We start from the raw sequence: 22,631 nt of genomic DNA on the forward strand, positions 1-22,631 counted from the left end.
CATGCGTCTTGAAACCACGGCCATTGACGGCATCGTCGCAATCACGCCGCCGCGCTTCGGAGATCACCGCGGCTATTTTTCCGAAGTGTTCAAGGATGCCTGGTTCCGCGAGCACGTGGCCGACGTCGCTTTCGTCCAGGACAATGAATCGATGTCGGCGCAACCCGGCACCGTCCGGGGTCTGCATTTTCAGATGCCGCCTTTCTCCCAGGGCAAGCTGGTGCGCTGCATTGCTGGCCGGATAATGGACGTCGTCGTCGATATCCGCACCGGCTCGCCGAGTTTTGGCAAATGGCTCTCCCAGGAGCTTTCGCCAGAGAACGGCATGCAGCTCTGGGTGCCGCCCGGCTTTGCGCACGGCTTTGCGACGCTCGAGCCCAACAGCGTCATCAGCTACAAGGTGACAGCTCCCTACAGCCCGCAGCACGACCGCGGCATCGCATGGAACGACCCTGCGATCGGCATCCGCTGGCCGGTCGAGGAGCAAGCAATGGTGCTGTCCGACAAGGACAAGGCGCTGCCGCGGCTCGCCGACGTGCCGAGCCATTTTTCCTACGAAGCAAAACAACCCAAGGATTGATCCGACGATGCGCATATTGGTCACGGGCGGAGCAGGCTTCATCGGATCGGCACTGGTTCGCCATCTCGTCGGCGAGGTCGGTGCCGAGGTGCTGAATGTCGACAAGCTGACCTATGCCGGCAATCTGGCGTCACTGACATCCGTCGAATCGGCGCCGAACTATCAGTTTCTGCGGGCCGACATCTGCGACCGCGCAAAAATGCAGGAGGCATTCGCCGCCTTCCGCCCGGATATCGTCATGCATCTTGCCGCCGAAAGCCATGTCGACCGTTCGATCTCCGGTGCTGCGGATTTCATCCAGACCAACATCGTCGGTACATTCAGCCTGCTGGACGTTGCGCGGCATTATTGGGACGGTCTCGACGTTGCCGGAAAGAACGCCTTTCGCTTCCTGCATGTCTCGACGGACGAGGTGTACGGTTCGCTTGGCGACAAGGGCCTCTTCGAGGAGGCGACACCCTACGATCCGTCCTCGCCCTACTCCGCCTCCAAGGCCGCGAGCGACCATCTGGCGATCGCCTGGCACCGCACCTACGGCCTGCCCGTCGTCGTCTCCAATTGCTCCAATAATTACGGGCCCTTCCATTTCCCGGAAAAGCTCATCCCGTTGATGATCCTGAATGCGCTGGAGGGCAAACCTCTGCCGGTTTACGGCAATGGTGCCAATGTCCGCGATTGGCTCTATGTCGAAGACCATGCCCGCGCGCTCTTCACCATCGCCTCCCGCGGCCGCCCCGGCGAAAAATACAATGTCGGCGGCCGCAACGAACGCCGGAACATCGATGTCGTGCACCGCATCTGCGTCATTCTCGACGGGGTCTACAACGACAACGGCCCGCATGCGCGCCTGATCACCAACGTCACCGACCGGCCTGGACATGACGCACGCTACGCGATCGATGCCTCGAAACTCGAAGGCGAGCTCGGCTGGAAGGCTGGGGAAACTTTCGAAACCGGCATCGAGAAGACCGTGCACTGGTATCTCGAAAACGAATGGTGGTGGCGGCCGCTGCGCGAGAATGTCTATTCCGGCGAACGCCTCGGCGTTTTCAAAGGGCAGTGACGATGCGCATCGCCGTCACCGGCAAACAGGGCCAGGTCGTCCAGTCGCTGCTCAGGCGCGGCGCCGAAAGGGGTGTCGAAATCATCGCGATCGGGCGCCCGGAGATTGATCTTGCGGACCCTGCAAGCATCGCGGCCGTATTCTCAGCCCTGCACCCGGACCTCATCGTCTCGGCCGCAGCCTATACGGCTGTCGACAAGGCCGAGAGCGAACCCGAACTCGCCTTCGCCGTCAATGCGGTAGGTGCTGCGGCGGTTGCCGAAGCTGCCGCGCGGCTCGGCATCCCGGTCGTCCACCTTTCAACCGACTACGTCTTCAGCGGCGACAAGCCGTCGGCCTATGCCGAAGACGATGACACTGGGCCGGTCTCCGTCTACGGGCGTTCGAAGCTTGCGGGCGAAAAGGCGGTGGCGGCGGCGAACCCCAACCACGTCATCCTGCGCACCGCCTGGGTCTATTCGCCTTTCGGAGCCAATTTCCTGAAAACGATGCTTCGGCTTGCCGAGACCCGCGATCATCTCAGAGTCGTCGCCGATCAGACGGGATGCCCGACGTCTGCGCTCGATATTGCTGACGCGATCCTTGCGATCGCAGCCCGTCTCGTTACGGACCCGGCACCATCGCAGCGCGGGATCTTTCACCTCACCGGCAGTGGCGAGGCAAGCTGGGCGGATTTCGCCGGAGAAATATTCGCAGAGCTTCACCGGTCCGGCGGCAAGAACGTCCGAATTGAACGCATCACGACGGCGGACTATCCGACGCCGGCGAAACGCCCCGCCAATTCACGGCTCGTTGGCGACAGGCTCGCCGAAACATATGGCATCCGCCTGCCGGAGTGGAAGCAATCCATGAAGATCGTCATGCAAGAGCTTTTGAACAAAGGCCTTTAGGGGAGAAGGACATGAAGGGGATTATTCTCGCTGGGGGAACGGGCACGCGATTGCACCCGATCACGCAGGCCGTCTCGAAACAGCTGATGCCGGTCTATGACAAGCCGATGATCTACTATCCGCTGACGACGCTCATGCTCGCCGGTATTCGGGACCTCATGATAATCACAACGCCGCACGACGTCGAAGCCTTCAAGCGCCTCCTCGGCGACGGCTCGCAATGGGGCATTTCGCTAACCTATGCCGTACAGCCGAGCCCGGACGGCCTCGCCCAGGCCTTCACCATCGGCGCCGACTTCATCCATGGCGACAGCTCTGCGCTCGTCCTCGGCGACAACATCTTCTACGGCCACGGCCTGCCGGAAATCATGAAATCCGGCACGAGCCGCCGGGAAGGCGCGACGGTCTTCGCCTACCACGTCACCGATCCGGAGCGCTACGGCGTCGTCGGCTTCGATGCGAAGATGAATGCGCTGTCGATCGAGGAGAAACCCCAAGAGCCGAAATCCAACTGGGCGGTGACGGGCCTCTATTTCTACGACCAACAGGTGGTCGACATCGCCGCCAACCTGAAGCCGTCACCGCGCGGTGAACTGGAAATCACCGACGTCAACCGCATCTATCTGGAGCGCGGTCAGCTCTTCGTGGAACTGATGGGCCGGGGCTATGCCTGGCTCGACACCGGCACGCCCGACAGCCTGCTCGATGCCGCCGGTTTCGTCAGCACGCTGGAAAAGCGCCAGGGCTTCAAGATCGCCTGCCCCGAGGAAGTCGCCTGGCGCATGGGCTACATCTCGCAGGACGAACTTGCCGAACTTGCCAAAAGACTCGGCAAGAGCGCCTACGGGCAGTACCTGACGAAGCTCTCATCCGACTGGTGACTTACCGCGCCGGCGCCGCGTCGCAGACACGCAGCTGAATGCGCCGCGCGCCCTGATAGTGATCGGCGCCGAGCATACCCGCGACATGCAGGTTCGCGCCGCGGGAATTGAGCAGAAGATTTCCGAGCGAGGTGTCTGCGGCCCGGAAGGCGATGCCGTCGAGGCGGGAGCCGTCCATCGCCTCCAACGTCACTTTCACATGTTTCTCGCCGACCATCCGCGCGTCGCGCAGCCTGTGGGCCGGCACGGCGAAGATCGGCTGCGAATGCCCCGACCCATAGGGTCCGGCCGTTTCCAGACGGTCGATCAGTTCGATTGTGGCGCCGCTGGCGCCGATCGCCCCGTCGATCTTCAATGTCTCGCCTGCGACCAGCGCCGCCACGGTTTTCTCGGCCCGTTCGGTGAAGAAGCTGCGCAGCGCTCCAAGCTTTTCGCGCTCGACTGTCAGCCCCGCGGCCATTGCATGCCCGCCGCCCTTGAGAAGCAGCCCCTCGTCGACCGCCGCACGCACCATCCTGCCCATGTCGAAGCCGTTGATCGAGCGGCCGGACCCCGTTCCGCGGCCCGACGGGTCGAAGGCGATGGCGAATGCCGGACGCTTGAATTTCTCCTTCAGCCGCGCCGCCAGCAGCCCGACGATGCCCGGATGCCACTTTTCCCGCGCGGTGACGATCACCGAAGCGCCCTCACCGTCGCCATATTCGGCAAGCGCCTCCGCCTCGGCCTCCTGCAGCATGGCCGCTTCCATCGCCTGGCGTTCACGGTTGAGTTCGTCCAGCCGCAGCGCGATCATCTCCGCCTCGCCGGCATCGTCCAGCGTCAGCAGCCGGCTCCCGAGTGCCGCATCGCCGATGCGGCCGCCGGCGTTGATGCGCGGGCCGATGAGGAAGCCGAAATGATAGGGCGTCACTGGCCCGGAAAGGCCCGCCTTGCGAAAGAGCGCCGCAAGCCCGGCATTGCTTTGGTGGCGCGCGGCAACCAGACCCTTGACGACATAAGCCCGGTTCAGCCCCTTGAGCGGTACGACATCGCACACCGTCGCCAGCGCCACGATGTCCAGCCACTGCAGCAGGTCGATCGCGAGGATCCGCTTGTCGCCCGCCTCGCGCAGCAACCTCAGCGTCGCGACCAGTACGAGGAAGACGACGCCCGCGGCGCAGAGATGCCCCTGCCCCGAAAGGTCGTCCTCGCGGTTCGGGTTCACCAGCGCGTGGCAGTGCGGCAGATCGTGTGTCACCTGGTGGTGATCGATGACGACGACGTCGATGTTCCGCTTTTCGGCAGCCCCCAGGGCCTCATGGCTCGTGGAGCCGCAATCGACGGTCACGATCAGTTGCGCGCCGTTATCGATCAGCTGGTTGATCGCCGCCGGGTTGGGTCCGTAGCCTTCGAAGATGCGATCGGGAATGTAGATATTGGCCCTCACGCCGAAATGCTTGAGGAAGCGGTACACCAGCGCCGAGGAGGCCGCGCCATCGACGTCGTAATCGCCAAAGATCGCAACGTTCTCGCCACGCCGGATCGCCTCGACCAGACGTTTGGCCGCCTTCTCGCAGTCCGTCAGCATATAAGGATCGGGCATCAGGCTGCGGATCGTCGGATCGAGGAATTCGACGGCCTCGTCGACCCCGACACCCCGCCCGGCAAGCACGCGCGCAATAAGATCCGGCAGGCCGTGCGTCTGAGACATGGCGAGCGCGCGGTTCTGGCCGGCCTGGTCCAGGCGCGATACCCAGCGGTTATCGAGGACGGATTTCTCCACGCCCAGGAACGCCCGCTGTACCGGATCGGCGGCTATATCCACAATGCCTCTCTGATCGCCCATCGCTTGTCACCACCCCGAGACCGGAGCGCATCGGCAGATTTATTTGGCTTTGGCGGAGCACACAACGATTTTGGGCGCAAAGGCTCATGTTAGCTGTGGACACGCACGAATGCCCGCCCGTTCGGTCACAGTCCTCTACGGATGGCGAGATGTCTCAATCTTCCTTGGGACGCTCGATGCGGATCACCTGCGGTTCGCCGACGAGATAGCCCTCTCTCTTGATGGCGGCGACGGCCTTGCGCACGGAATCCTCCATCGTCGCGTGGGTGACGAGGATGATCGTCTGGTGGTGCGAGGGCGCCAGATGCTGCTGCGACCGCTGCACGATCGATTCCAGCGAGATGTGGTTTTCCGCCATGCGCGTCGCGACGCTTGCGAAGACGCCGGTGCGGTCGAGCACCGTCAGGCGGATGAAGTAGCCGCCCTCATGGCTCTGCATCCGGGCCTTGCGGTAGGGCTCAAGCGCCTTTGCCGGATGGCCGAGAACCGGCACGCGCTGAGCGCCCGGCTGGCTCTTTGCGATGTCGGCGATATCGCCAAGCACCGAGGATGCCGTCGCATTGCCGCCGGCGCCGGGCCCGACCATCAAAAGCTCGCCGAGGATATCCGACTCGATCGCCACGGCGTTGGTGACGCCGTCCACCTGAGCGATAACGGAATCGACGGGCACCATGGTTGGGTGCACGCGCTGTTCGATGCCGCTATCGGTGCGCTGCGCGACACCCAGCAGCTTGATGCGATAGCCGAGTTCGGCCGCAGCATGGATATCCTCGATAGAGATGTTCGTGATCCCCTCGAGATAGATGTCGTCAGCCGCGATCCGGTTGCCGAAGGCCAGCGTCGTCAGGATCGAGAGCTTGTGCGCCGTATCGTTGCCCTCGATGTCGAAGGCCGGATCGGCTTCGGCGTAGCCCAGGCGCTGGGCTTCCTTCAGGCAGTCGGCAAAGGAAAGGCCTTCCTTCTCCATCTTGGTGAGGATGTAGTTGCAGGTGCCGTTCATGATGCCGTAGATGCGCGAAATCGTGTTGCCAGTCAGCGATTCACGAAGCGCCTTGATGACCGGAATCCCGCCGGCAACGGCCGCTTCGAAGTTCAGCAGGGCGCCCTTTTCCTCCGCGATCGTCGCCAGTTCCACACCATGGTAGGCAAGCAACGCCTTGTTGGCTGTCACCACATGGAGACCACGTTCGAGGGCCACGCGCACCGAGCTGTTGGCCGGGCCGTTGACGCCGCCGATGAGCTCGACGAAAACGTCGATATCGCCCTTTTCAGCCAAATCTTCCGGCTGGTCGAACCACTCGACGCCGGCGAGATGAAGGCCGCGGTCCTTGGTCTTGTCGCGAGCCGAAACGCCCGTAATCAGAATCGGCCGCCCGCACGTGGCAGCAAGCTCATTGCTGCGGCTCTGTATGATACGGACGAGCGAAGCACCAACGGTGCCAAGGCCCGCAATGCCGATTTTGAGGGCGTCTGTCATGGAACGATCCTGCGTGTTTATGAGAGGCAGCCGCCCGAAAGCGGCTGCCGTTGGACTGTGATGATATCAGCGATGCGCGTTGAGCGAGATGACGTTATGCATCGTCTCGTCGGCCGTCGACAGGAATTTCTTGATGTTGCGGGCTGCTTGGCGGATGCGATGCTCGTTCTCCACGAGCGCCAGACGCACGTAGTCATCGCCCTGCTCGCCGAAGCCAACGCCCGGTGCTACCGCAACATCCGCCTTCTCGACAAGCAGCTTGGAGAATTCCAGCGAGCCGAGATGACGGAACTTCTCCGGGATCTTCGCCCAGGCGAACATCGTCGCTGCCGGCGGCGGCACGTCGAAACCGGCCTTGCCGAAGCTCTCCACCATCACGTCGCGGCGGCGCTTGTAGACGTTGCGCACTTCCGCGATGTCCGAGCCGTCGCCGTTCAGCGCATGCGTCGCCGCCACCTGGATGGGCGTGAAGGCGCCATAGTCGAGGTAGGACTTGACGCGCGTCAGGGCTGCGATCAGCCGCTCGTTGCCGACCGCAAAGCCCATGCGCCAACCGGGCATCGAGAAGGTCTTCGACATCGAGGTGAACTCGACGGTGACGTCCATCGCACCCGGAACCTGAAGCACCGACGGAGGCGGCTCGCCATTGAAATAGATTTCCGAATAGGCGAGGTCCGAGAGCACGATGATGTCATGCTTCTTCGCGAAAGCGACGACATCCTTGTAGAAGTCGAGCGTTGCGACGAAGGCCGTCGGATTGGACGGATAGTTGAGAACCAGCGCCAAGGGCTTCGGGATCGAATGGCGCACGGCCCGCTCCAGCGGCTGGAAGAAGTTCTCGTCCGGCTCGACCGGGATCGAACGGATCACGCCGCCCGCCATCAGGAAGCCGAAGGCATGGATCGGATAGGTCGGATTCGGGCAGAGAATGACGTCGCCCGGCGCGGTGATCGCCTGCGCCATGTTGGCAAAGCCTTCCTTCGAACCAAGGGTCGCAACGACCTGCGTATCCGGATTGAGCTTTACGCCGAAGCGGCGGGCGTAATAGGCGGCCTGCGCGCGGCGAAGGCCCGGAATGCCCTTGGAGGAGGAGTAACGGTGCGTGCGCGGATCCTGGACGACCTCGCACAGCTTGTCGACGATCGCCTTTGGAGTGGGGAGATCAGGGTTTCCCATGCCGAGATCGATGATGTCGGCGCCGCCCGCTCGCGCGCTCGCTTTCAAACGGTTGACCTGTTCGAAAACGTAAGGCGGCAAACGCCGGACTTTGTGAAACTCTTCCATCTCTTTCCCCATGGAAATGCGGCCACTGTGACCGCGCTCGAAGTTCGTTTGTTCACGGCTGCCTGCGACACGAACTTCAGAATCGCGAGCGCCGTATTCATCAGACTTTCGTCCCGCGGCGAATCTTTGACGAAAGGCCGCGACAGACGCATATTATCGGGAAAATTGCATCTCCCGCCAGCTGCGGAAGGCTTTGCGTCCAAATCGCCTGAAAGGCAAGGCTTAATTGCCGATTGCAGAGAGCGCGTCTGTGCCGTGCTCGGCGGCAAGCTTGCGGTATTCAGCGACCCGCCGCTGATACTCGGCTTCCGAAATCGCGCCGGCGTCGCGCTGGACGCGGAGTGCCGAAAGCTTCTGCCCCAGGCTTGCGGCTTCCTCGTTACTCATCTGGACGTTTGCCGCCGTCAGCGGCGCGCCGAAGCTCGGATAGCCGTCCGGATAATGAGCAAGGCCGCTTTGTGCCGGCTCCTCGCCCTTGGTCGGGGTCATGACGACTGCCGTCGGAGGCGCGCGCCGCGCCGCGGCGGCCGCCTTCTGCTCCGGCGTCAATGTGCATCCGGCAAGCGTCATCGCTGCGGCCGCGGCAACGAGGGCCATGCGGGTTGCGAGTACGATGCCAAAGATGCCGTTCGTCGTCATGCCAGACCTTCCAAAACGCTGAAGCCTCACCGACTGTTAAATTTGTCGCACCGACAAAGCAATAGCACGAGTGCCGTTGCGTTGAACTTGTTTTATCGATCCGGCACGATGTACAACTGAATTTGCACGAGGATTGCTGCCGCCGGAGGAGATACGTGACCGACAGCAAGCAGAAAGATACCGGAAAGACGAAAACCCCGGGCTTCGAACCGAATCTTGATCCCTACCTGTTGAAGGATCCGGAGGCGATGGCGGTGAACATTGCCCGCGCGCTGGAAAACCTCGGCAAGGCGGCCTCCGCCTGGCTTGCGCCGCGTGAGAGCGGGGAAATCAACGACCGGCTCGCCGCGCCGATGACCGACATGGTCAAGACGCTCTCCAAGGTCACCGAATACTGGATGTCCGACCCGCGCCGGACGTTCGAGGCGCAAACCCAGCTGATGAGCAGCTATTTCGGCGTCTGGATGCGCTCGATGCAACGCTTGCAGGGCGAGGACCCGGAACCCGAGCCGGAGCGCAAGGACAAGCGCTTTTCCGATGCCGACTGGCAGAAGAACCCCTTCTTCGATTTCCTGCGCCAGGTCTATTTCACCACCGCCGACTGGGCAGAGAAAATTGTCGCCCAGACCGAAGGGCTCGACGAGCACACGAAACACAAGGCGAGCTTCTACGTGAAGCAGATCACCGCCGCCCTTTCACCGGCTAACTTCGTCGTAACCAACCCGCAGCTCTACCGCGAAACAATTGCGACGAGCGGCGAAAACCTGGTGCGCGGCATGAAGATGCTGGCCGAGGACATCGCGGCGGGCGGCGGAGACCTGAAAATGCGTCAGACCGACATGACCAAATTCGCGGTCGGCCGGGACATGGCGCTGACCCCCGGCAAGGTGATCGCCCAGAACGACATCTGCCAGATCATCCAGTACGAAGCGTCCACGGATACGGTGCTGAAGCGCCCCCTCCTCATCTGCCCGCCGTGGATCAACAAATTCTACATTCTCGATCTCAACCCGCAGAAATCCTTCATCAAATGGTGCGTCGACCAGGGCCATACGGTCTTCGTCATCTCCTGGGTGAACCCCGATGCCCGCCATGCCGGGAAGGACTGGACGGCCTATGCCCGCGAGGGCATCGATTTCGCGCTGGAAACGATCGAGAAGGCGACGGACGAAAAGGACGTGAATAGCGTCGGCTACTGCGTCGGCGGCACGCTGCTTGCGGCAACATTGGCGCTGCACGCCAAGGAGAAAAACAAGCGCATCAAGACCGCGACGCTATTCACCACACAGGTCGATTTCGCCCATGCGGGAGACCTCAAGGTCTTCGTCGACGAGGAACAGCTGGAAGCGCTCGAGGCGCATATGCAGGCAACCGGCTATCTCGACGGCTCGAAGATGGCGACGGCTTTCAACATGCTGCGCGCCTCCGAACTGATCTGGCCCTATTTCGTCAACAACTATCTGAAGGGCGAAATGCCGATGCCCTTCGACCTGCTTTTCTGGAATGCCGATTCCACCCGCATGGCGGCCGCCAACCACGCCTTCTACCTGCGTAACTGCTATCTCAGGAACGCGCTCACCGCTGGCGAGATGATGCTCGACGGCAAGACCGTGTCGCTGAAGGACGTGAAGATCCCGGTCTACAATCTCGCGACCCGCGAAGACCATATCGCTCCTGCGAATTCCGTCTTCCTCGGCAGCCGGTTCTTCGGCGGAAAAGTCGATTTCGTGCTGGCTGGCTCCGGCCACATCGCCGGCGTCGTCAACCCGCCCGACAAGAAGAAGTACCAGTTCTGGACCGGCGGCCCGACCAGGGGCGATTACGACACCTGGCTTGCCAAGGCCGAGGAAAATCCGGGCTCTTGGTGGCCGCACTGGCAGGCCTGGATCGAAGCCAAGGATGCCAAACGCGTGCCCGCGCGCAAACCCGGCGGCACGGCGCTCAACGCCATCGAGGAAGCACCGGGCAGCTATGTCATGGCGCGGGCCTGAACCCGATATCGCGCGCGGCCCGGTAAAATATCACTTAAAGAACATCAGGCTTGCCGGCGTCGGCGGCAGCGGCTTGCTCGCGGCGGTGCTGAAACCGGCAAGCCTTGCCATATCGGCAAGCTCCCGCTCCGTATAGGCGTCGCCCGTTGGCGTCGTGGCCAGCATCACCCAGGCAAAAGCGGCGGGGAATTCGGGAGACACCCGGTCCTCGTTCGGGACGAACTCGACGACAGCAACCCGGCCCTCCGGCACCAGGCTCGCCCGTGCCTTCTTCAAAAGCGTGACGCAGCCGTTCTTGTCGAAGTGATGAAGAAAGTTCGGCAGCAGCACCAGGTCGTAACCCGTGCCCCAGTCCACATCGAAAGCGCTGCCCGGCAAGAAACTGAAACGGTCAGCCACATCTGCATTCCTTGCATTCTCCTCGGTCACGGCAAGGACCGGTTTCCAATCCAGAGCGACGATCCTGGCCGATGACGCCACCTTCGCGATCTCGATCCCGAAGCGCCCAGGGCCTGCGGCAACGTCCAGCACCTTGGCCGGCGGCTTCGGCCATCCGGCGACTTCCGATGCCAATCCTTGAGCGCTGGCGCCGGTGAACATACCCATGGCCCGCGCAAATCTCACCCAAACGGGATTGTCCGGCGCCACGTTCGCCAGACCGACCGCACCTCCGTTGCGCACGCAAGCAGCCGGGTCGTCCAGGAACAGAGTCAGCATCTCCGGCGAGGCCAGAAACTCGATCGCAGTGCCCATGAAAGCCGGCGAACGCCGATCAAGGAACACTTGGCTTGAGGGTGTCAGTGCATAGCTGTCGCCGCTCTTCATCAGGAAACCGGCAATAACCAGAAAGTCGCAGAGAATGCGCAATCCGCGTTCGGCACTCCCTGCTTCAGCGGCGAGCGATCCGGCCGTGCGGGCTTCGCTGCCGATCATCGTGAACAGATCGAGTTCTATTGCCGCTTTGATCGCAGCCGTCTTTTGGAATGCGAACATGGCATCAACCAGCAACGCCGGAGAGACTTCGCTCTTGGCCATATCATCTAATGAAGACATTGGTTCCCCCCAAATTGAGCCATCAGTCACGGCCGAACCATAGCAGAAGATGGAACGAATTACACGTATTGCTAATATTCGAAATCGAAGGCACCTAGCCGACAGCGAGTGATCGCCCGTGCCATTTCGGCGAGCGCCGATCATCCCGTAAAGGAATTAGTTACCATAGTGCGTCATGCTTCCGGACAGTCGGCAAGTCGCAGCGAGCCTCAATTTGGCCCTCTTGCTTCATTACCGGCTCCGGCAAGGGGCGTTCCGCGTAAGCCGCCGGTAATGTGACGCGTTGGGAAACCGAGTAGTATGGCGTTTGCTGTTGAGGCGCGTGAAAGCGTCAACCCTTTCGGCTGGGCTTTTTTTCGCTCGGCCAGACCCTTCCGGCTCATCTCCGGAGCCGCCGCAATTGGTATCGCAGTCGCTGCGTCGGCCTGGATCATCGCGTCGATCGCGGCAATGCACACCTCCGCCACGCCGCAGCCACCGGCCGCCGCCATGATCGCCGATGTCGCAATCGCTCAAAAGCCAGTTTCGCCTGCAGCCACTCGCTCGCATCCCCTGATCCGTGTCAGCAAGTTCTCGCGCCTGCCCGGCCAGACGACGGTTTCGGACCGCATGGTCGCCGAGGCTACGCCGAAATCCCCCAAGGCTATGGTCACTCTCATGCAGCGCCGCGGCCTGTCGCTGCTCGCAAAGCGCAACAACGGCGCCGAGATGGCTTCCGCCCTGAAACAGCAGGCGCTGGTGCTTGCAAGCGCCGCACCCGTTCCGGCGGTCACAGCACCTGCTGCCCTTCCGGCACCCGACTATTCGATCCAGACCGCCTCCGCCAAGCCCGTTGAACCGGCGTCAAGTCTCGCGCTTGCGACAACGCTCCCTTCCGCCCAGCCGATACCCGCCGCCGCTCCCTTCGAAACCGCTTCCGCCAAAACGGCAACGCCTGACGAACCTTTCGGCCTCGTTCTGGCACCTGGCACGGAGATTCCGCTGCCGATGGCACGCCCCGGCAAGCCGAAGATCGACGCGCGCGACGCCGAACCGGCCCTTGCCTATGCGAAAACGGAGGATGACGACGAGGAGATGCCGGCATTCGCCAAGCCGGCGTTGATGCCGAGCGCCCGCAATGGCGTGGCGATCTACGATATCGAGGCCAGCGTCGTCTATCTGCCGAACGGCGAAAAGCTCGAAGCCCATTCCGGCCTCGGCGCCATGCGCGACAAGCCGCGCTATGCCGACAAGAAAATGCGCGGGCCAACACCACCGCACACCTATGACCTTGCCATGCGCGAAGCCCTGTTCCACGGCGTCGAGGCGATCCGCCTCCATCCCGTCGGCGGCCCGCAGAAGATCCACGGACGCGTCGGCCTGCTCGCCCACACCTATCTGCTCGGCAAGCGCGGCGATTCCAACGGCTGCATCTCGTTCAAGGACTACCGCCGCTTCCTCGCCGCCTTCAAGCGCGGCGAAGTCAAGCGCCTCGTCGTCGTACCGCGCCTGAAAAATCCGCCCTCTCCGCGCCCAAGCCTCGCGTCGCTGTTTTCGAAACAAAGCTGAGGCATATCGCTTCCTGAATTTGGAGCAATCATATGCCGGTCGGCTTCGCGGAAGGCGTCTGCTTTGATGAGAACAGGACGAATTGGGCCGGTACCGGCCCCCGCCCTCTTTCCTGGGCGGCTTGGTATCCTGCAGATGATGCCGCAATCGAGATGCCCGTATCTGGCGCATCCTGGTTTCAGATGGAGCCCGTTGCGCCTGATGCGGCTCTTAAGCCGGCAACGACGCCTCGTCCCCTCGTGCTCCTCTCTCATGGTAGCGGGGGAGTTGCCGCCGGTCTTGAATGGCTGGCCCATCGCCTAGCACAGCGGGGCTTCGTTGCCCTTGCGGTCAATCACCACGGCCACACCGGTGCCGAACCCTATAGGCCGGAAGGCTTCCTCTGCCTTTGGGAACGGGCAAGCGACCTACGTGCAATGCTCGACGATCACGGCTGGCGAAGGCAACTGGGCGGAACGGTCAGCGCTCGTGCATTCGTTGCCGGTTTTTCCGCCGGTGCCTACACGGCGATGTTGTTGATGGGCGCACGCGTGGCTTACTCCCAGTTTGAATCTGCAAACCCGATCAAAGGCCCGCGTCGCGGACCGAGGGAGTTTCCCGATCTGGCGGACCACATAGCTCCCTTGCTGGAGCGCAGCGAGGTCTTTCGCGCGTCGTGGGATCGTAGATCGAAGGACTACAGCGACCCTCGATTTGATGCTGCCCTTGTCCTTGCGCCGGGCCGCTCGGTGTTGGGCTTTTTGGCCGAGAGCCTGAAGCGGGTCACAAAGCCGGTTCGAATTATCGGCGGCGATGCGGACACCATTGCACCTGCGGAGGAGTGCTGCGGCTGGCTGCACAGCCATCTACCGGGCGCTTGGCTGGATATTCTGAAAGGCGGAATCGACCATTACGTCTTTGTGCCGGAACCGACGCCGCAAGGGAGGAAACTCGCACCGGACATTTTCACGGATGCCGACGGCGTCGACCGGCGGTCCATTCACGACGAAGTCGCCAGCATCGCAGCCCGGTTCTTTGGGTCCGTTGACTGACATCGTCGCCGCCGCCTCTCCCGCACACTAGCTCGCAGTGAACCCGCTGCCTGACACGTCCTCGAGCCATGCCACGGCATGGTAGGTCATGGCCGGCGTGTGCCGGCAATCCTCCGGAAGCTCCGCCAGTTCCGACAACCGGTGAAAGCCGGTGAGGATTTCGATGCGGCGCAGGTCGAGCGTCAGGCCCGATGTTCTCTCATAAGCAGCCACGATCCGCTCTGTGAGATCCGGCGATATGAGGTTCGAATAGATGAACTCCTGGTGGACCGGACCGAAGCCGGAATCGGCGAAATCGTAGATGCCGTTGAGGCGGCTGCGCGCATGGTCGAATGCCATGTTCCATCCATGGCCGTCGAAAAAGCCGTAGGTCTGTCCGTGCGGATCGGGCGGAAGTCGCTCGAAACCCGCGATGATATCCTCCGCCACGGAACGAAGCTCGGAGGGAAGCGCCGGCACGGCTTTCTCGCGAACTGTTGCGGGGCTTTGCCATGCGCCGACTGGCGCGGCGCCGGCGTCCGCCATCCGCTCGCTGTCGAGCCGGTGAAGCTCGGCGTAAAACTGGCCCAGATCATCGCCAAGGCGCTGCCGCGCATCCTTCGGCAGCTTGTCATATTCGGCCGTGAGCAAATGTTCGCCCTTCAGCTTCTCGTGCAGGGAAAACAGCGCCCCACTTTTCTCGAAAATGCGCAGGTCGGGGACGGCCATTGAGACCCTGGGCCGGACAACGGCAAGCAGCGCGGCTTCCCTCACAAGCGCCTTTTGCGCGACCTCATGGCGGGGAAACTTGAAGATCAGCCGGTCATCCACATCGACGGCAATCGAATCCCAGCCTACCGGCGCGAGTTCGAACGTCGATGCAGCCAAGTCCGGATACTCGCTGAGAATGACGTTCCGGAGCTGATCTAGTTTTTCTGTCATCATGCCTTTTCGTCGATCAACTGAATACCGCCGCAAGATACGCAATTCGGGAACACGGCAACGCTCCGCAGGCACGGCCAATACACTCTTGGGTCAGCTGCGCATCACCCATCGAATGGCGGCAGCGGCGGCCAGCCCCAGAAGCGGCCATATCGCCCAGAATATCCCGTGCCACGACAGAAGGTTGATAGCAATCATGCCAAGCCCGGCGACGCCGAGGGCGGCAATGCCCCGGTCGACATGGTTCTGGCGCCGCACCCATATCATGGCCGAGAGAACAGCAAAGGCGAGAAGCGGCCATGCCGCCCAGAAGACGCCCCGCCAGGAGAGAAGATTGATGACGACCAGAACAGCGCTCAACAAGGCGAGCAGACCGAACATCCTGCGAGCCTTCGTGCCGAGCGGCCGATCGGTCGCTGCCGGGGCCTCTGGACGGTTCGCTGCAGCCGCCGGCTGCGGCGTGCTCTCCATGCCTTCGCCGATGCGCACGGCATAGCTTGGCACGGGTTCCGTGACATTCTTCACCACCAAAGGCCCGAGAAAATCGAACCCGACGGCCACCTTGTTGCGGACCTGGTCGTAGACGGTGTTCGAGATCACGATCCCGCCGGCAGGGGCAGACGCCTGGAGCCGCGCGGCGATATTGACGCCGTCGCCATAGAGATCGTCGCCTTCGACGATCACGTCGCCGAGATTGATGCCGATCCGGAATAGCATGCGCCCGTCCGCCGGCCGCGCAGCGTTCAGGCCGGCGAGCTCGTTCTGAACGTCGACGGCCGCGCGCACGGCCTCGACGACGCTCGGGAATTCGGCGATCAATCCGTCGCCCCAGGTATTGATCACCCGCCCGCCATGCGAGCCGATGAGCCGCGACATCGCATCGCGATGCCGCTTCAGCATCGCCAGCGTACCCTCCTCGTCCGCCCCCATCAGGCGCGTATAGTCCTGCACGTCGGCGCAGAAGATGGTCGTCAGCTTGCGTCGCGTTTCGCTCATGACGGCTTGTCCGCCAGCGCCGCGACTGCAACAATCTCAACAAGGACGTCGGGTTGCGCCAGCGCCGCAACGCCGATCACCTCCGAGGGCGGCGGGTTGTTATAGCTGCAGTGCTTTGGGCAGTGCTCGGCGAAAAAGTCGTCCATCACGTCCAGGCGAAAATTCGGAGAGCTCAGAACGCCGCCATCGGGAAATGGCCCCTTAACGAAGAAGGTCAGCCGAATGAGATATTCGAGCGCGCTGCCGAGTTCCTCCAAGTCCGCTTCGATGTTCGTGAGGATTGCGCGCCACTGCGCCGCTGCATCGCCAACGAAGCCCCCTCCCTTCCTGCCGGCCGGATCATAATCCTCGGCGGTCGCCGTGTTTCCGGAAAGGTAGACGAATCCCCTGGCTCCGCTCACGACCGTCCCCTTTCCCCACGGCATCAACAAGCCGCTTTTGAATTTCCTGTGGGTCACGAGTTCCATTCTCTTCTCCCATTTCTCAAGGTATCTGCTTGCCACCGATGAAAATAGTCCCTCGGGATAGCCGATCCAGTTCGGTCCGCAGCCGGGCGCCACGCCACCACACCTGCCCTCGCCCTTCGAGGCTACGCCCCACGAAATCGCAACCTCAGGGTGAAGCTGATCGTCAACTCCCAGGGTTTGCGCCCCAAGGTGCCGGTATCCGAGCAGAGGCGCCTAAGATGGGGATAAAAACCGTCGAACGGGGCGCTGGGAAGCGCCATATAGTTTCATCTCAACGCGGCAATTTCCCGCGCCTCGTCCGAGTTGAAATACAAGGGCAAAACACGGGTCGATTCCACAGCGTGAACGGAAAGGCGTGCCGGTGCACCGTATCAAAGTGAGACAAATCTCGTGGCCGCAGTTGAACACGATGGACGAACGCGGCATAGCTGCATTATGAACGATGAAGACAATTTCTGCTAAGGCCCTCCAATGGTGAATTATATCGAAGCCTCCTCCGCGCCGTCGAAGAATACCGGTGCCATAAGGCTCTACGGCCCCGAGGCGTTCGAGGGCATGCGCAAGGCATGCCAGCTGACCGCCCGCTGCCTCGATGAGCTTGCCGCGATCGTCAGGCCGGGGCTGCCCACCGATGCGATCGACCGGTTCGTCTTCGAATTCGGGATGGACAACGGCGCCTATCCGGCGACGCTCAATTATCGCGGCTATACCAAATCGACCTGCACTTCGATCAACCATGTCGTCTGCCACGGCATTCCGGATGCAAAGCCGCTGCGCGAAGGCGATATCGTCAATATCGACGTCACCTTCGTGCTCGACGGCTGGCACGGCGATTCCAGCCGCATGTATCCGGTCGGGCAGATCAAGCGTGCCGCCGAACGACTTCTCGAAGTCACGCATGAAGCGCTGATGCGCGGCATTGCCGCCGTCCGCGCCGGCGCACGCACTGGCGCGATCGGCGAAGCGATCCAGACCCATGCGGAAAGCGAGCGCTGCTCGGTCGTCCGCGATTTCTGTGGCCATGGCGTCGGCCGCCTGTTCCACGATTCGCCGAATATCCTGCATTACGGCCGCGCAAACGAGGGTCCGGAACTGCGCGAAGGCATGATCTTTACGATCGAGCCGATGATCAATCTCGGCCGTCCGCATGTGAAGGTGTTGGCCGACGGCTGGACGGCGGTGACCCGCGACCGGTCGCTATCGGCGCAATACGAACACACCGTCGGTGTTACGGCCAGCGGCTGCGAGATCTTCACGCTTTCGCCCGGCGGCCTCGACCGGCCAGGCCTGCCGCTCAACGGGTGAACGCAATGGCAAAGGTCCTCTCTTCCTCCCGAACGGTGAACTGCCTTTCGACGTAGACCACCATTCGCCCGCTGACGAGCGCCGATTCGCAAAACCCGCACTCGGCAAACAGACCGTCCTGCCCCCCGGCTCTTCGAAGGAAGAGCACTATCACGGTCACCGCGGTGATCGAGTATTGCCACGCCGCATGAGGCGCGAACATCCTGTTCCTCGATAAACGGAATGCGCTGATCGCCGAGGAGGACCAGAGCCGCGGAACGGTAGACTATACGCCGGTCTATCCGCGCGAGCTCGTCAAACGCGCTCATGAACTCTCGGCGACGGCCATCATTCTCGTCCACAACCATCCATCCGGCGATCCGACGCCGTCGCGCGCCGATATCGATATGACGAAGACGATCATCGAAACGGCGAAGCCGCTCGGCGTCACCGTCCACGACCACATCATCATCGGCAAGGACAGCCATGCGAGCTCAAGGGCATCCAGCTGATCTGACATTTGCGATTTTCCAAAGATGGAGGCATGAAAAAGCCATCATAGCATTCTCTAGCAGGCTTTCACGCCAACCGGACCCCAACTATGGCCCTACTGACCGATCGTTTCCATGTTCCCCTGACATACAAATCGATCGCGCGGCTCGCCCTGATAACACTGGCCGTCATCGGACTCTATCTCGGCTACCTGCAGCTTTCCAACAATGTTCACGCGGTCGTGGCGGGCGAAGTCTATCGCGCTTCCCAGCCATCTCCGGACGAACTCAAGGAATTGGCGAAGGACTATGGCATCAAGACGGTGCTGAACCTGCGCGGTAACGAGAACGGCAAGGCCTGGTATGACGATGAAGTGGCGACAGCGAAGAGCCTCAACCTCAACTACATCGATTTCCGCATGTCGGCCTCCAAGGAGTTGACGATCGAGGAAGGAAGCCGGCTCATGGCGATCATGGCGTCCGCCCCGAAGCCGCTGCTCATCCATTGTCGGGCCGGCGCCGACCGTACTGGGCTTGCCTCGGCCATCTATGTAGCCGGCGTCGCAAAGCTCGGCGAGATCGCGGCCGAATCGCAGATCTCGCTGACCTACGGGCACCTTTCCTTGTTCTTCATCGGCGCCTATGCGATGGACCGGACTTTCGAAAAGCTGGAGCCGATGTTTGGCTTTTTGAACTCGTGACGTCGCCGGAATAGAAACTGTAACATTGACCAGCTACCGGTGAATGAGCGACATTTTGCGCTGCAAAATATGATTCCAATTTCCTATTTCCGGGGCAAAGCCATGTTTCAGTACGATCTTGTTGTTGTGGGCAGCGGTCCGGCAGGGCGGCGCGGCGCCATCCAGGCTGCGAAGCTCGGCAAGAAGGTCCTGGTCATCGAACAGGGCAAGCGCGTCGGCGGCGTCTCAGTGCATACCGGCACCATCCCATCCAAGACAATCCGCGAGACGGCACTCAACCTCTCCGGCTGGCGCGAGCGCGGCTTCTATGGTCGCGCCTATCGGGTCAAGGAAGAGATCAGTGCCGAGGATCTGCGCCGCCGCCTGCTGATCACGCTCGACCATGAAGTCGAGGTGCTCGAGCACCAGTTCGCCCGCAACCGCGTCCAGCATATCCGCGGCAGGGCGAGCTTCATCGATCCCTCAACGCTGCAGGTGATCAAGGACGACGGCGAGACCATGCAGGTCAGCTGCGCCAGCATCCTGCTTGCCGTCGGCACCAAGCCCTTCCGCCCGGAATACATGCCCTTCGACGGCAAGACGGTGATCGACAGCGACGAACTGCTCGATATCGAGGAATTGCCGCGTTCGATGGTCGTTATCGGCGCAGGCGTCATCGGCATCGAATATGCGACGATCTTCAGCGCCCTCGATACGGCTGTGACCGTCCTCGATCCCAAGTCGACCATGCTCGATTTCATCGACAAGGAGATCATCGAGGATTTCACCTACCAGCTCCGTGACCGCAACATGAAATTGCTGCTCGGCCAGAAGGCGGACAAGGTGGAGACGCTCGACAACGGCAGAGTCGCCCTGACGCTCGACAATGGCCGCCACCTGACGACGGACATGGTGCTCTTCGCCGCCGGGCGCATGGGGGCGACGGACGCGCTCAACCTTGCCGCCGCCGGCCTCGAGGCCGACAGCCGCGGCCGCCTCAAGGTCAATCCGGAAACCTTCCAGACCTCGGTGCCGAACATCTATGCCGCCGGCGACGTGGTCGGCTTTCCGAGCCTCGCCTCGACGTCGATGGAGCAGGGCCGCATCGCCGCCCGCGTTGCCGTCGGCGCGATCGCCAAGGAGCCTCCGAAATACTTCCCTTACGGCATCTACGCCGTGCCGGAAATTTCGACCTGCGGCCTTTCGGAAGAAGAGGTCAATGAACGCGGCATTCCCTATGAATGCGGCATCGCCCGCTTCCGCGAGACTTCGCGCGGCCACATCATGGGCCTCGACACCGGTCTCCTGAAGATGATCTTCTCGCTGAAGACCCGCCGTCTGCTGGGCGTCCACATCGTCGGCGAAGGGGCCACCGAACTGGTGCATATCGGCCAGGCAGTGCTCAATCTCAAAGGCACCGTCGAATACTTCGTCGAGAATACCTTCAACTATCCGACGCTTGCCGAAGCCTACAAGATCGCCGGCCTCGACGCCTGGAACCGCATGGGCGACATCAAGTCGGAACTCTAGACTAATCCGCCTCATTTTGGCGAGTGCCGCAGCATAGCACCCGCATTGCGCCAAAGAAAAAGGCCCCGCCGAACCGGCAGGGCCTTGAAGTATTCAACCGGAAAAGCCGATTACTCGGCGTCGCCTTCGGAGGCCTTCTTCTTCGGAGCGGCCTTCTTCTTCGGAGCATCTGCCTCCTCGCCTTCAGAAGCTTCGGCCTTGGCGGCTGCCTTCTTCTTCGGCGCGGCCTTCTTGGTCTTCTCGGAGCCTTCGCCCTCTTCGTCGGCGAGCAGCTCTTCCTTGGTGACCTTCTTGTCCGTGACGTCGATCTCGGTCAGCAGATGGTCGATGACCTTTTCTTCGAAGATCGGTGCACGGATCGAAGCGGCGGCACCCGGCTGGCTGCGGAAGAACTCGAGGATCTGCTTTTCCTGGCCCGGATACTGGCGCAGCTGCTCGTAGATTGCGCGCTGCATTTCGTCTTCGCTCACTTCGACGCCGGCCTTTTCGCCGATTTCGGAGAGGACGAGGCCGAGGCGGACGCGGCGCTCTGCGAGCGTCTTGTATTCTTCCTTGGCCTTCTCTTCCGTCGTGTCTTCGTCCTCGAAAGTCTTGCCGGACTGAGCGAGGTCGTTGTTCACCTGGCTCCAGATACCGTTGTATTCGGCTTCAACAAGCGACTTCGGGGTCTCGAACTTGTACATCTCATCGAGCTGGTCGAGGATCTGGCGCTTAACCTTCTGGCGGGTCAGCGAGCCGTACTGCGATTCGATCTGGCCGCGGACGATTTCCTTCAGGCGATCGGCGGATTCGAGGCCGAGTTTCTTTGCCAGTTCGTCGTTGATTTCCACGTCGGCCGGAGCAGCAACCTCCTTGACGGTGACGTCGAAAGTGGCTTCCTTGCCGGCGAGGTTCTTGGCCGGATAGTCGGCCGGGAAGGTCACGGTGATGGTCTTCTCGTCGCCAGCCTTGACGCCGGCGAGCTGATCTTCAAAGCCCGGAATGAAGCGGCCGGAGCCGAGGACGAGTTCAGCGCCCTGATCGGTGCCGCCTTCGAAGGCTTCGCCGTCGACCTTGCCGACGTAATCCATCGTGACGCGGTCGCCATCAGCGGCCTTGCCCTTCTTGGTTTCGTAGGAACGGGCGCTTTCAGCGACCTTAAGAACCTGCTCGTTGACCTCTTCGTCAGAAATATCAACGACTTCGCGGGTGATCTTGATTCCCTTGACGGACTTCAGCTCGATCGGCGGCAGAACTTCATAGGAGAGCGTGAATTCGAAATCCTGCTCAGCGGCGAGGATCTTGTCGGCCTCGTCCTTGTCTTCCGTCATCGCGACTTCCGGCTGCGTGGCAGACTTTTCGCCACGGCCGGAAAGGATCTGGGTCGGCTGTTCGCGAACGATCTCATTGACGAGATCGGCCATGATCGACTTGCCGTAGACCTTCTTGAGGTGGGCGACCGGAACCTTGCCGGGACGGAAACCATTGATGCGCACCTTGTCCTTTACGTCGGCAAGGCGCTCGTTCATCTTGTTTTCCATGTCCTTGGCCGGGATAACGACCTTGATTTCGCGCTTCAGCCCTTCAGCGAGCGTTTCGATAACCTGCATGTCTTCCTACCTTCATTTCGTGGCGGCCGTGCCCAGACGCCGTTTCGTTTCGATGAGCACGACGCCGGAAAAATTTGCCGCGCGTGGCTTTTCTCAGATTCCATTGCATCCCGCCCGAAGGGGGACGGCGCCATCCTGCCGGGTAATTGGGGGCGACCTATCCGGTCTCCCCGCCTGCAAGCCAGCTTTGGTGCGGGTAGAGAGACTTGAACTCCCACGCCTTGCGGCACCAGAACCTAAATCTGGCGTGTCTACCAATTTCACCATACCCGCGTTCGCAAAACCGCATGCATATGCCTGGACATGAGGCCTTCCGGAGCGCGCGTCTCTATAACACCCGATTTGGTGGAGGCAAAGGAAAAATAAAGGCCAAATGACAGGGATTTTATGGCCTCCAAGACCCCATCCCGT

Annotated in this window: 20 protein-coding genes, 1 tRNA gene and 1 pseudogene; 11 read left to right on the forward strand and 11 right to left on the reverse strand. The window is 61.7% G+C overall.

What is annotated here, in order from left to right:
• Window position 1: 1 nt before the first annotated feature.
• Genes rfbC through rfbA form a run of 4 tightly spaced genes read left to right on the forward strand, consistent with a single transcriptional unit; the run spans window position 2 to window position 3,414 of the window.
• A complete protein-coding gene (gene rfbC, locus N2599_RS09465; RefSeq protein ID WP_027509352.1) occupies window positions 2-580 on the forward strand; it encodes a dTDP-4-dehydrorhamnose 3,5-epimerase in 579 nt (192 codons plus the stop codon).
• Window positions 581-587: 7 nt separating this feature from the next.
• Window positions 588-1,643, forward strand: coding sequence for a dTDP-glucose 4,6-dehydratase (gene rfbB, locus N2599_RS09470; RefSeq protein WP_027509351.1), 1,056 nt, complete (start codon window positions 588-590; stop codon window positions 1,641-1,643).
• A 2-nt stretch (window positions 1,644-1,645) separates the two neighbouring features.
• Window positions 1,646-2,533: a dTDP-4-dehydrorhamnose reductase gene (rfbD, locus tag N2599_RS09475; RefSeq protein WP_027509350.1), complete on the forward strand. Its 888-nt coding sequence runs from the start codon at window positions 1,646-1,648 to the stop codon at window positions 2,531-2,533.
• 11 nt (window positions 2,534-2,544) lie between these two features.
• The gene (gene rfbA / locus N2599_RS09480; protein WP_027509349.1) at window positions 2,545-3,414 is read left to right on the forward strand and encodes a glucose-1-phosphate thymidylyltransferase RfbA; all 870 of its coding nucleotides are present in this window, start codon (window positions 2,545-2,547) and stop codon (window positions 3,412-3,414) included.
• 1 nt (window position 3,415) lies between these two features.
• Here rfbA and recJ read toward each other — a convergent pair whose 3' ends face one another.
• The 4 genes from recJ to N2599_RS09500 all read right to left on the reverse strand — a co-directional run bounded on the left by recJ (window position 3,416) and on the right by N2599_RS09500 (window position 8,639).
• A complete protein-coding gene (gene recJ / locus N2599_RS09485) occupies window positions 3,416-5,239 on the reverse strand; it encodes a single-stranded-DNA-specific exonuclease RecJ (protein ID WP_375714123.1) in 1,824 nt (607 codons plus the stop codon).
• Between the two features lie 154 nt (window positions 5,240-5,393).
• The gene (locus N2599_RS09490) at window positions 5,394-6,716 is read right to left on the reverse strand and encodes a homoserine dehydrogenase (protein ID WP_027509347.1); all 1,323 of its coding nucleotides are present in this window, start codon (window positions 6,714-6,716) and stop codon (window positions 5,394-5,396) included.
• Window positions 6,717-6,782: 66 nt separating this feature from the next.
• The gene (locus tag N2599_RS09495) at window positions 6,783-8,000 is read right to left on the reverse strand and encodes an LL-diaminopimelate aminotransferase (RefSeq protein ID WP_027509346.1); all 1,218 of its coding nucleotides are present in this window, start codon (window positions 7,998-8,000) and stop codon (window positions 6,783-6,785) included.
• Window positions 8,001-8,222: 222 nt separating this feature from the next.
• Window positions 8,223-8,639: an SHOCT domain-containing protein gene (locus N2599_RS09500; RefSeq protein WP_027509345.1), complete on the reverse strand. Its 417-nt coding sequence runs from the start codon at window positions 8,637-8,639 to the stop codon at window positions 8,223-8,225.
• Window positions 8,640-8,794: 155 nt separating this feature from the next.
• Here N2599_RS09500 and phaC point away from each other — a divergent pair, with 155 nt between their 5' ends.
• Window positions 8,795-10,630 (forward strand): class I poly(R)-hydroxyalkanoic acid synthase, encoded by a 1,836-nt coding sequence (gene phaC / locus N2599_RS09505; protein WP_037141562.1) that lies wholly within the window; start codon window positions 8,795-8,797, stop codon window positions 10,628-10,630.
• 30 nt (window positions 10,631-10,660) lie between these two features.
• Here phaC and N2599_RS09510 read toward each other — a convergent pair whose 3' ends face one another.
• On the reverse strand, window positions 10,661-11,683 hold the full coding sequence (locus tag N2599_RS09510; RefSeq protein WP_027509343.1) for an SAM-dependent methyltransferase: 1,023 nt from the start codon (window positions 11,681-11,683) through the stop codon (window positions 10,661-10,663).
• 300 nt (window positions 11,684-11,983) lie between these two features.
• On the opposite strand from N2599_RS09510, the gene N2599_RS09515 reads away from it, so the two are divergent.
• Complete coding sequence (locus tag N2599_RS09515) at window positions 11,984-13,231, forward strand: DUF2778 domain-containing protein (protein ID WP_027509342.1); 1,248 nt, start codon at window positions 11,984-11,986, stop codon at window positions 13,229-13,231.
• 32 nt (window positions 13,232-13,263) lie between these two features.
• Complete coding sequence (locus N2599_RS09520; RefSeq protein WP_027509341.1) at window positions 13,264-14,262, forward strand: alpha/beta hydrolase family protein; 999 nt, start codon at window positions 13,264-13,266, stop codon at window positions 14,260-14,262.
• 27 nt (window positions 14,263-14,289) lie between these two features.
• Here the strand turns inward: N2599_RS09520 and N2599_RS09525 are convergent, their stop codons facing one another.
• The 3 genes from N2599_RS09525 to N2599_RS09535 form a co-directional block, all read right to left on the reverse strand.
• On the reverse strand, window positions 14,290-15,183 hold the full coding sequence (locus N2599_RS09525; protein WP_051336524.1) for a phosphotransferase family protein: 894 nt from the start codon (window positions 15,181-15,183) through the stop codon (window positions 14,290-14,292).
• A 93-nt stretch (window positions 15,184-15,276) separates the two neighbouring features.
• Complete coding sequence (locus tag N2599_RS09530; protein WP_027509340.1) at window positions 15,277-16,179, reverse strand: adenylate/guanylate cyclase domain-containing protein; 903 nt, start codon at window positions 16,177-16,179, stop codon at window positions 15,277-15,279.
• Window positions 16,176-16,646 (reverse strand): RidA family protein, encoded by a 471-nt coding sequence (locus N2599_RS09535; RefSeq protein ID WP_027509339.1) that lies wholly within the window; start codon window positions 16,644-16,646, stop codon window positions 16,176-16,178. Before N2599_RS09535 ends, N2599_RS09530 begins: the two co-directional genes overlap by 4 nt.
• A 471-nt stretch (window positions 16,647-17,117) precedes the next feature.
• Here N2599_RS09535 and map point away from each other — a divergent pair, with 471 nt between their 5' ends.
• Complete coding sequence (gene map, locus N2599_RS09540) at window positions 17,118-17,951, forward strand: type I methionyl aminopeptidase (RefSeq protein ID WP_027509338.1); 834 nt, start codon at window positions 17,118-17,120, stop codon at window positions 17,949-17,951.
• Here map and N2599_RS09545 read toward each other — a convergent pair.
• Window positions 17,941-18,153: a hypothetical protein gene (locus N2599_RS09545; protein WP_027509337.1), complete on the reverse strand. Its 213-nt coding sequence runs from the start codon at window positions 18,151-18,153 to the stop codon at window positions 17,941-17,943. The two genes, map and N2599_RS09545, sit on opposite strands and share 11 nt — an antisense overlap.
• Between N2599_RS09545 and N2599_RS09550 the strand changes: the two are divergent.
• The 3 genes and pseudogenes from N2599_RS09550 to sthA all read left to right on the forward strand — a co-directional run.
• A pseudogene (locus tag N2599_RS09550) lies at window positions 18,110-18,447 on the forward strand (JAB domain-containing protein); the annotation flags it as partial. The gene N2599_RS09545 and the pseudogene N2599_RS09550 sit on opposite strands and share 44 nt — an antisense overlap.
• Window positions 18,448-18,531: 84 nt before the next feature.
• Entirely contained in the window at window positions 18,532-19,122 is a 591-nt protein-coding gene (locus N2599_RS09555) for a tyrosine-protein phosphatase (protein WP_027509335.1), read from the forward strand.
• Between the two features lie 102 nt (window positions 19,123-19,224).
• Window positions 19,225-20,631, forward strand: a complete 1,407-nt coding sequence (gene sthA, locus N2599_RS09560) for a Si-specific NAD(P)(+) transhydrogenase (RefSeq protein WP_027509334.1) — start codon at window positions 19,225-19,227, stop codon at window positions 20,629-20,631.
• A gap of 110 nt (window positions 20,632-20,741) precedes the next feature.
• Here the strand turns inward: sthA and tig are convergent, their stop codons facing one another.
• Both tig and N2599_RS09570 read right to left on the reverse strand, forming a co-directional pair.
• Entirely contained in the window at window positions 20,742-22,220 is a 1,479-nt protein-coding gene (tig, locus tag N2599_RS09565; protein ID WP_027509333.1) for a trigger factor, read from the reverse strand.
• A 188-nt stretch (window positions 22,221-22,408) separates the two neighbouring features.
• Window positions 22,409-22,493, reverse strand: a tRNA-Leu gene (locus N2599_RS09570).
• Window positions 22,494-22,631 lie beyond the last annotated feature (138 nt).

The sequence above is a fragment of the Rhizobium sullae genome (genome assembly GCF_025200715.1).
Taxonomy (GTDB): domain Bacteria; phylum Pseudomonadota; class Alphaproteobacteria; order Rhizobiales; family Rhizobiaceae; genus Rhizobium; species Rhizobium sullae.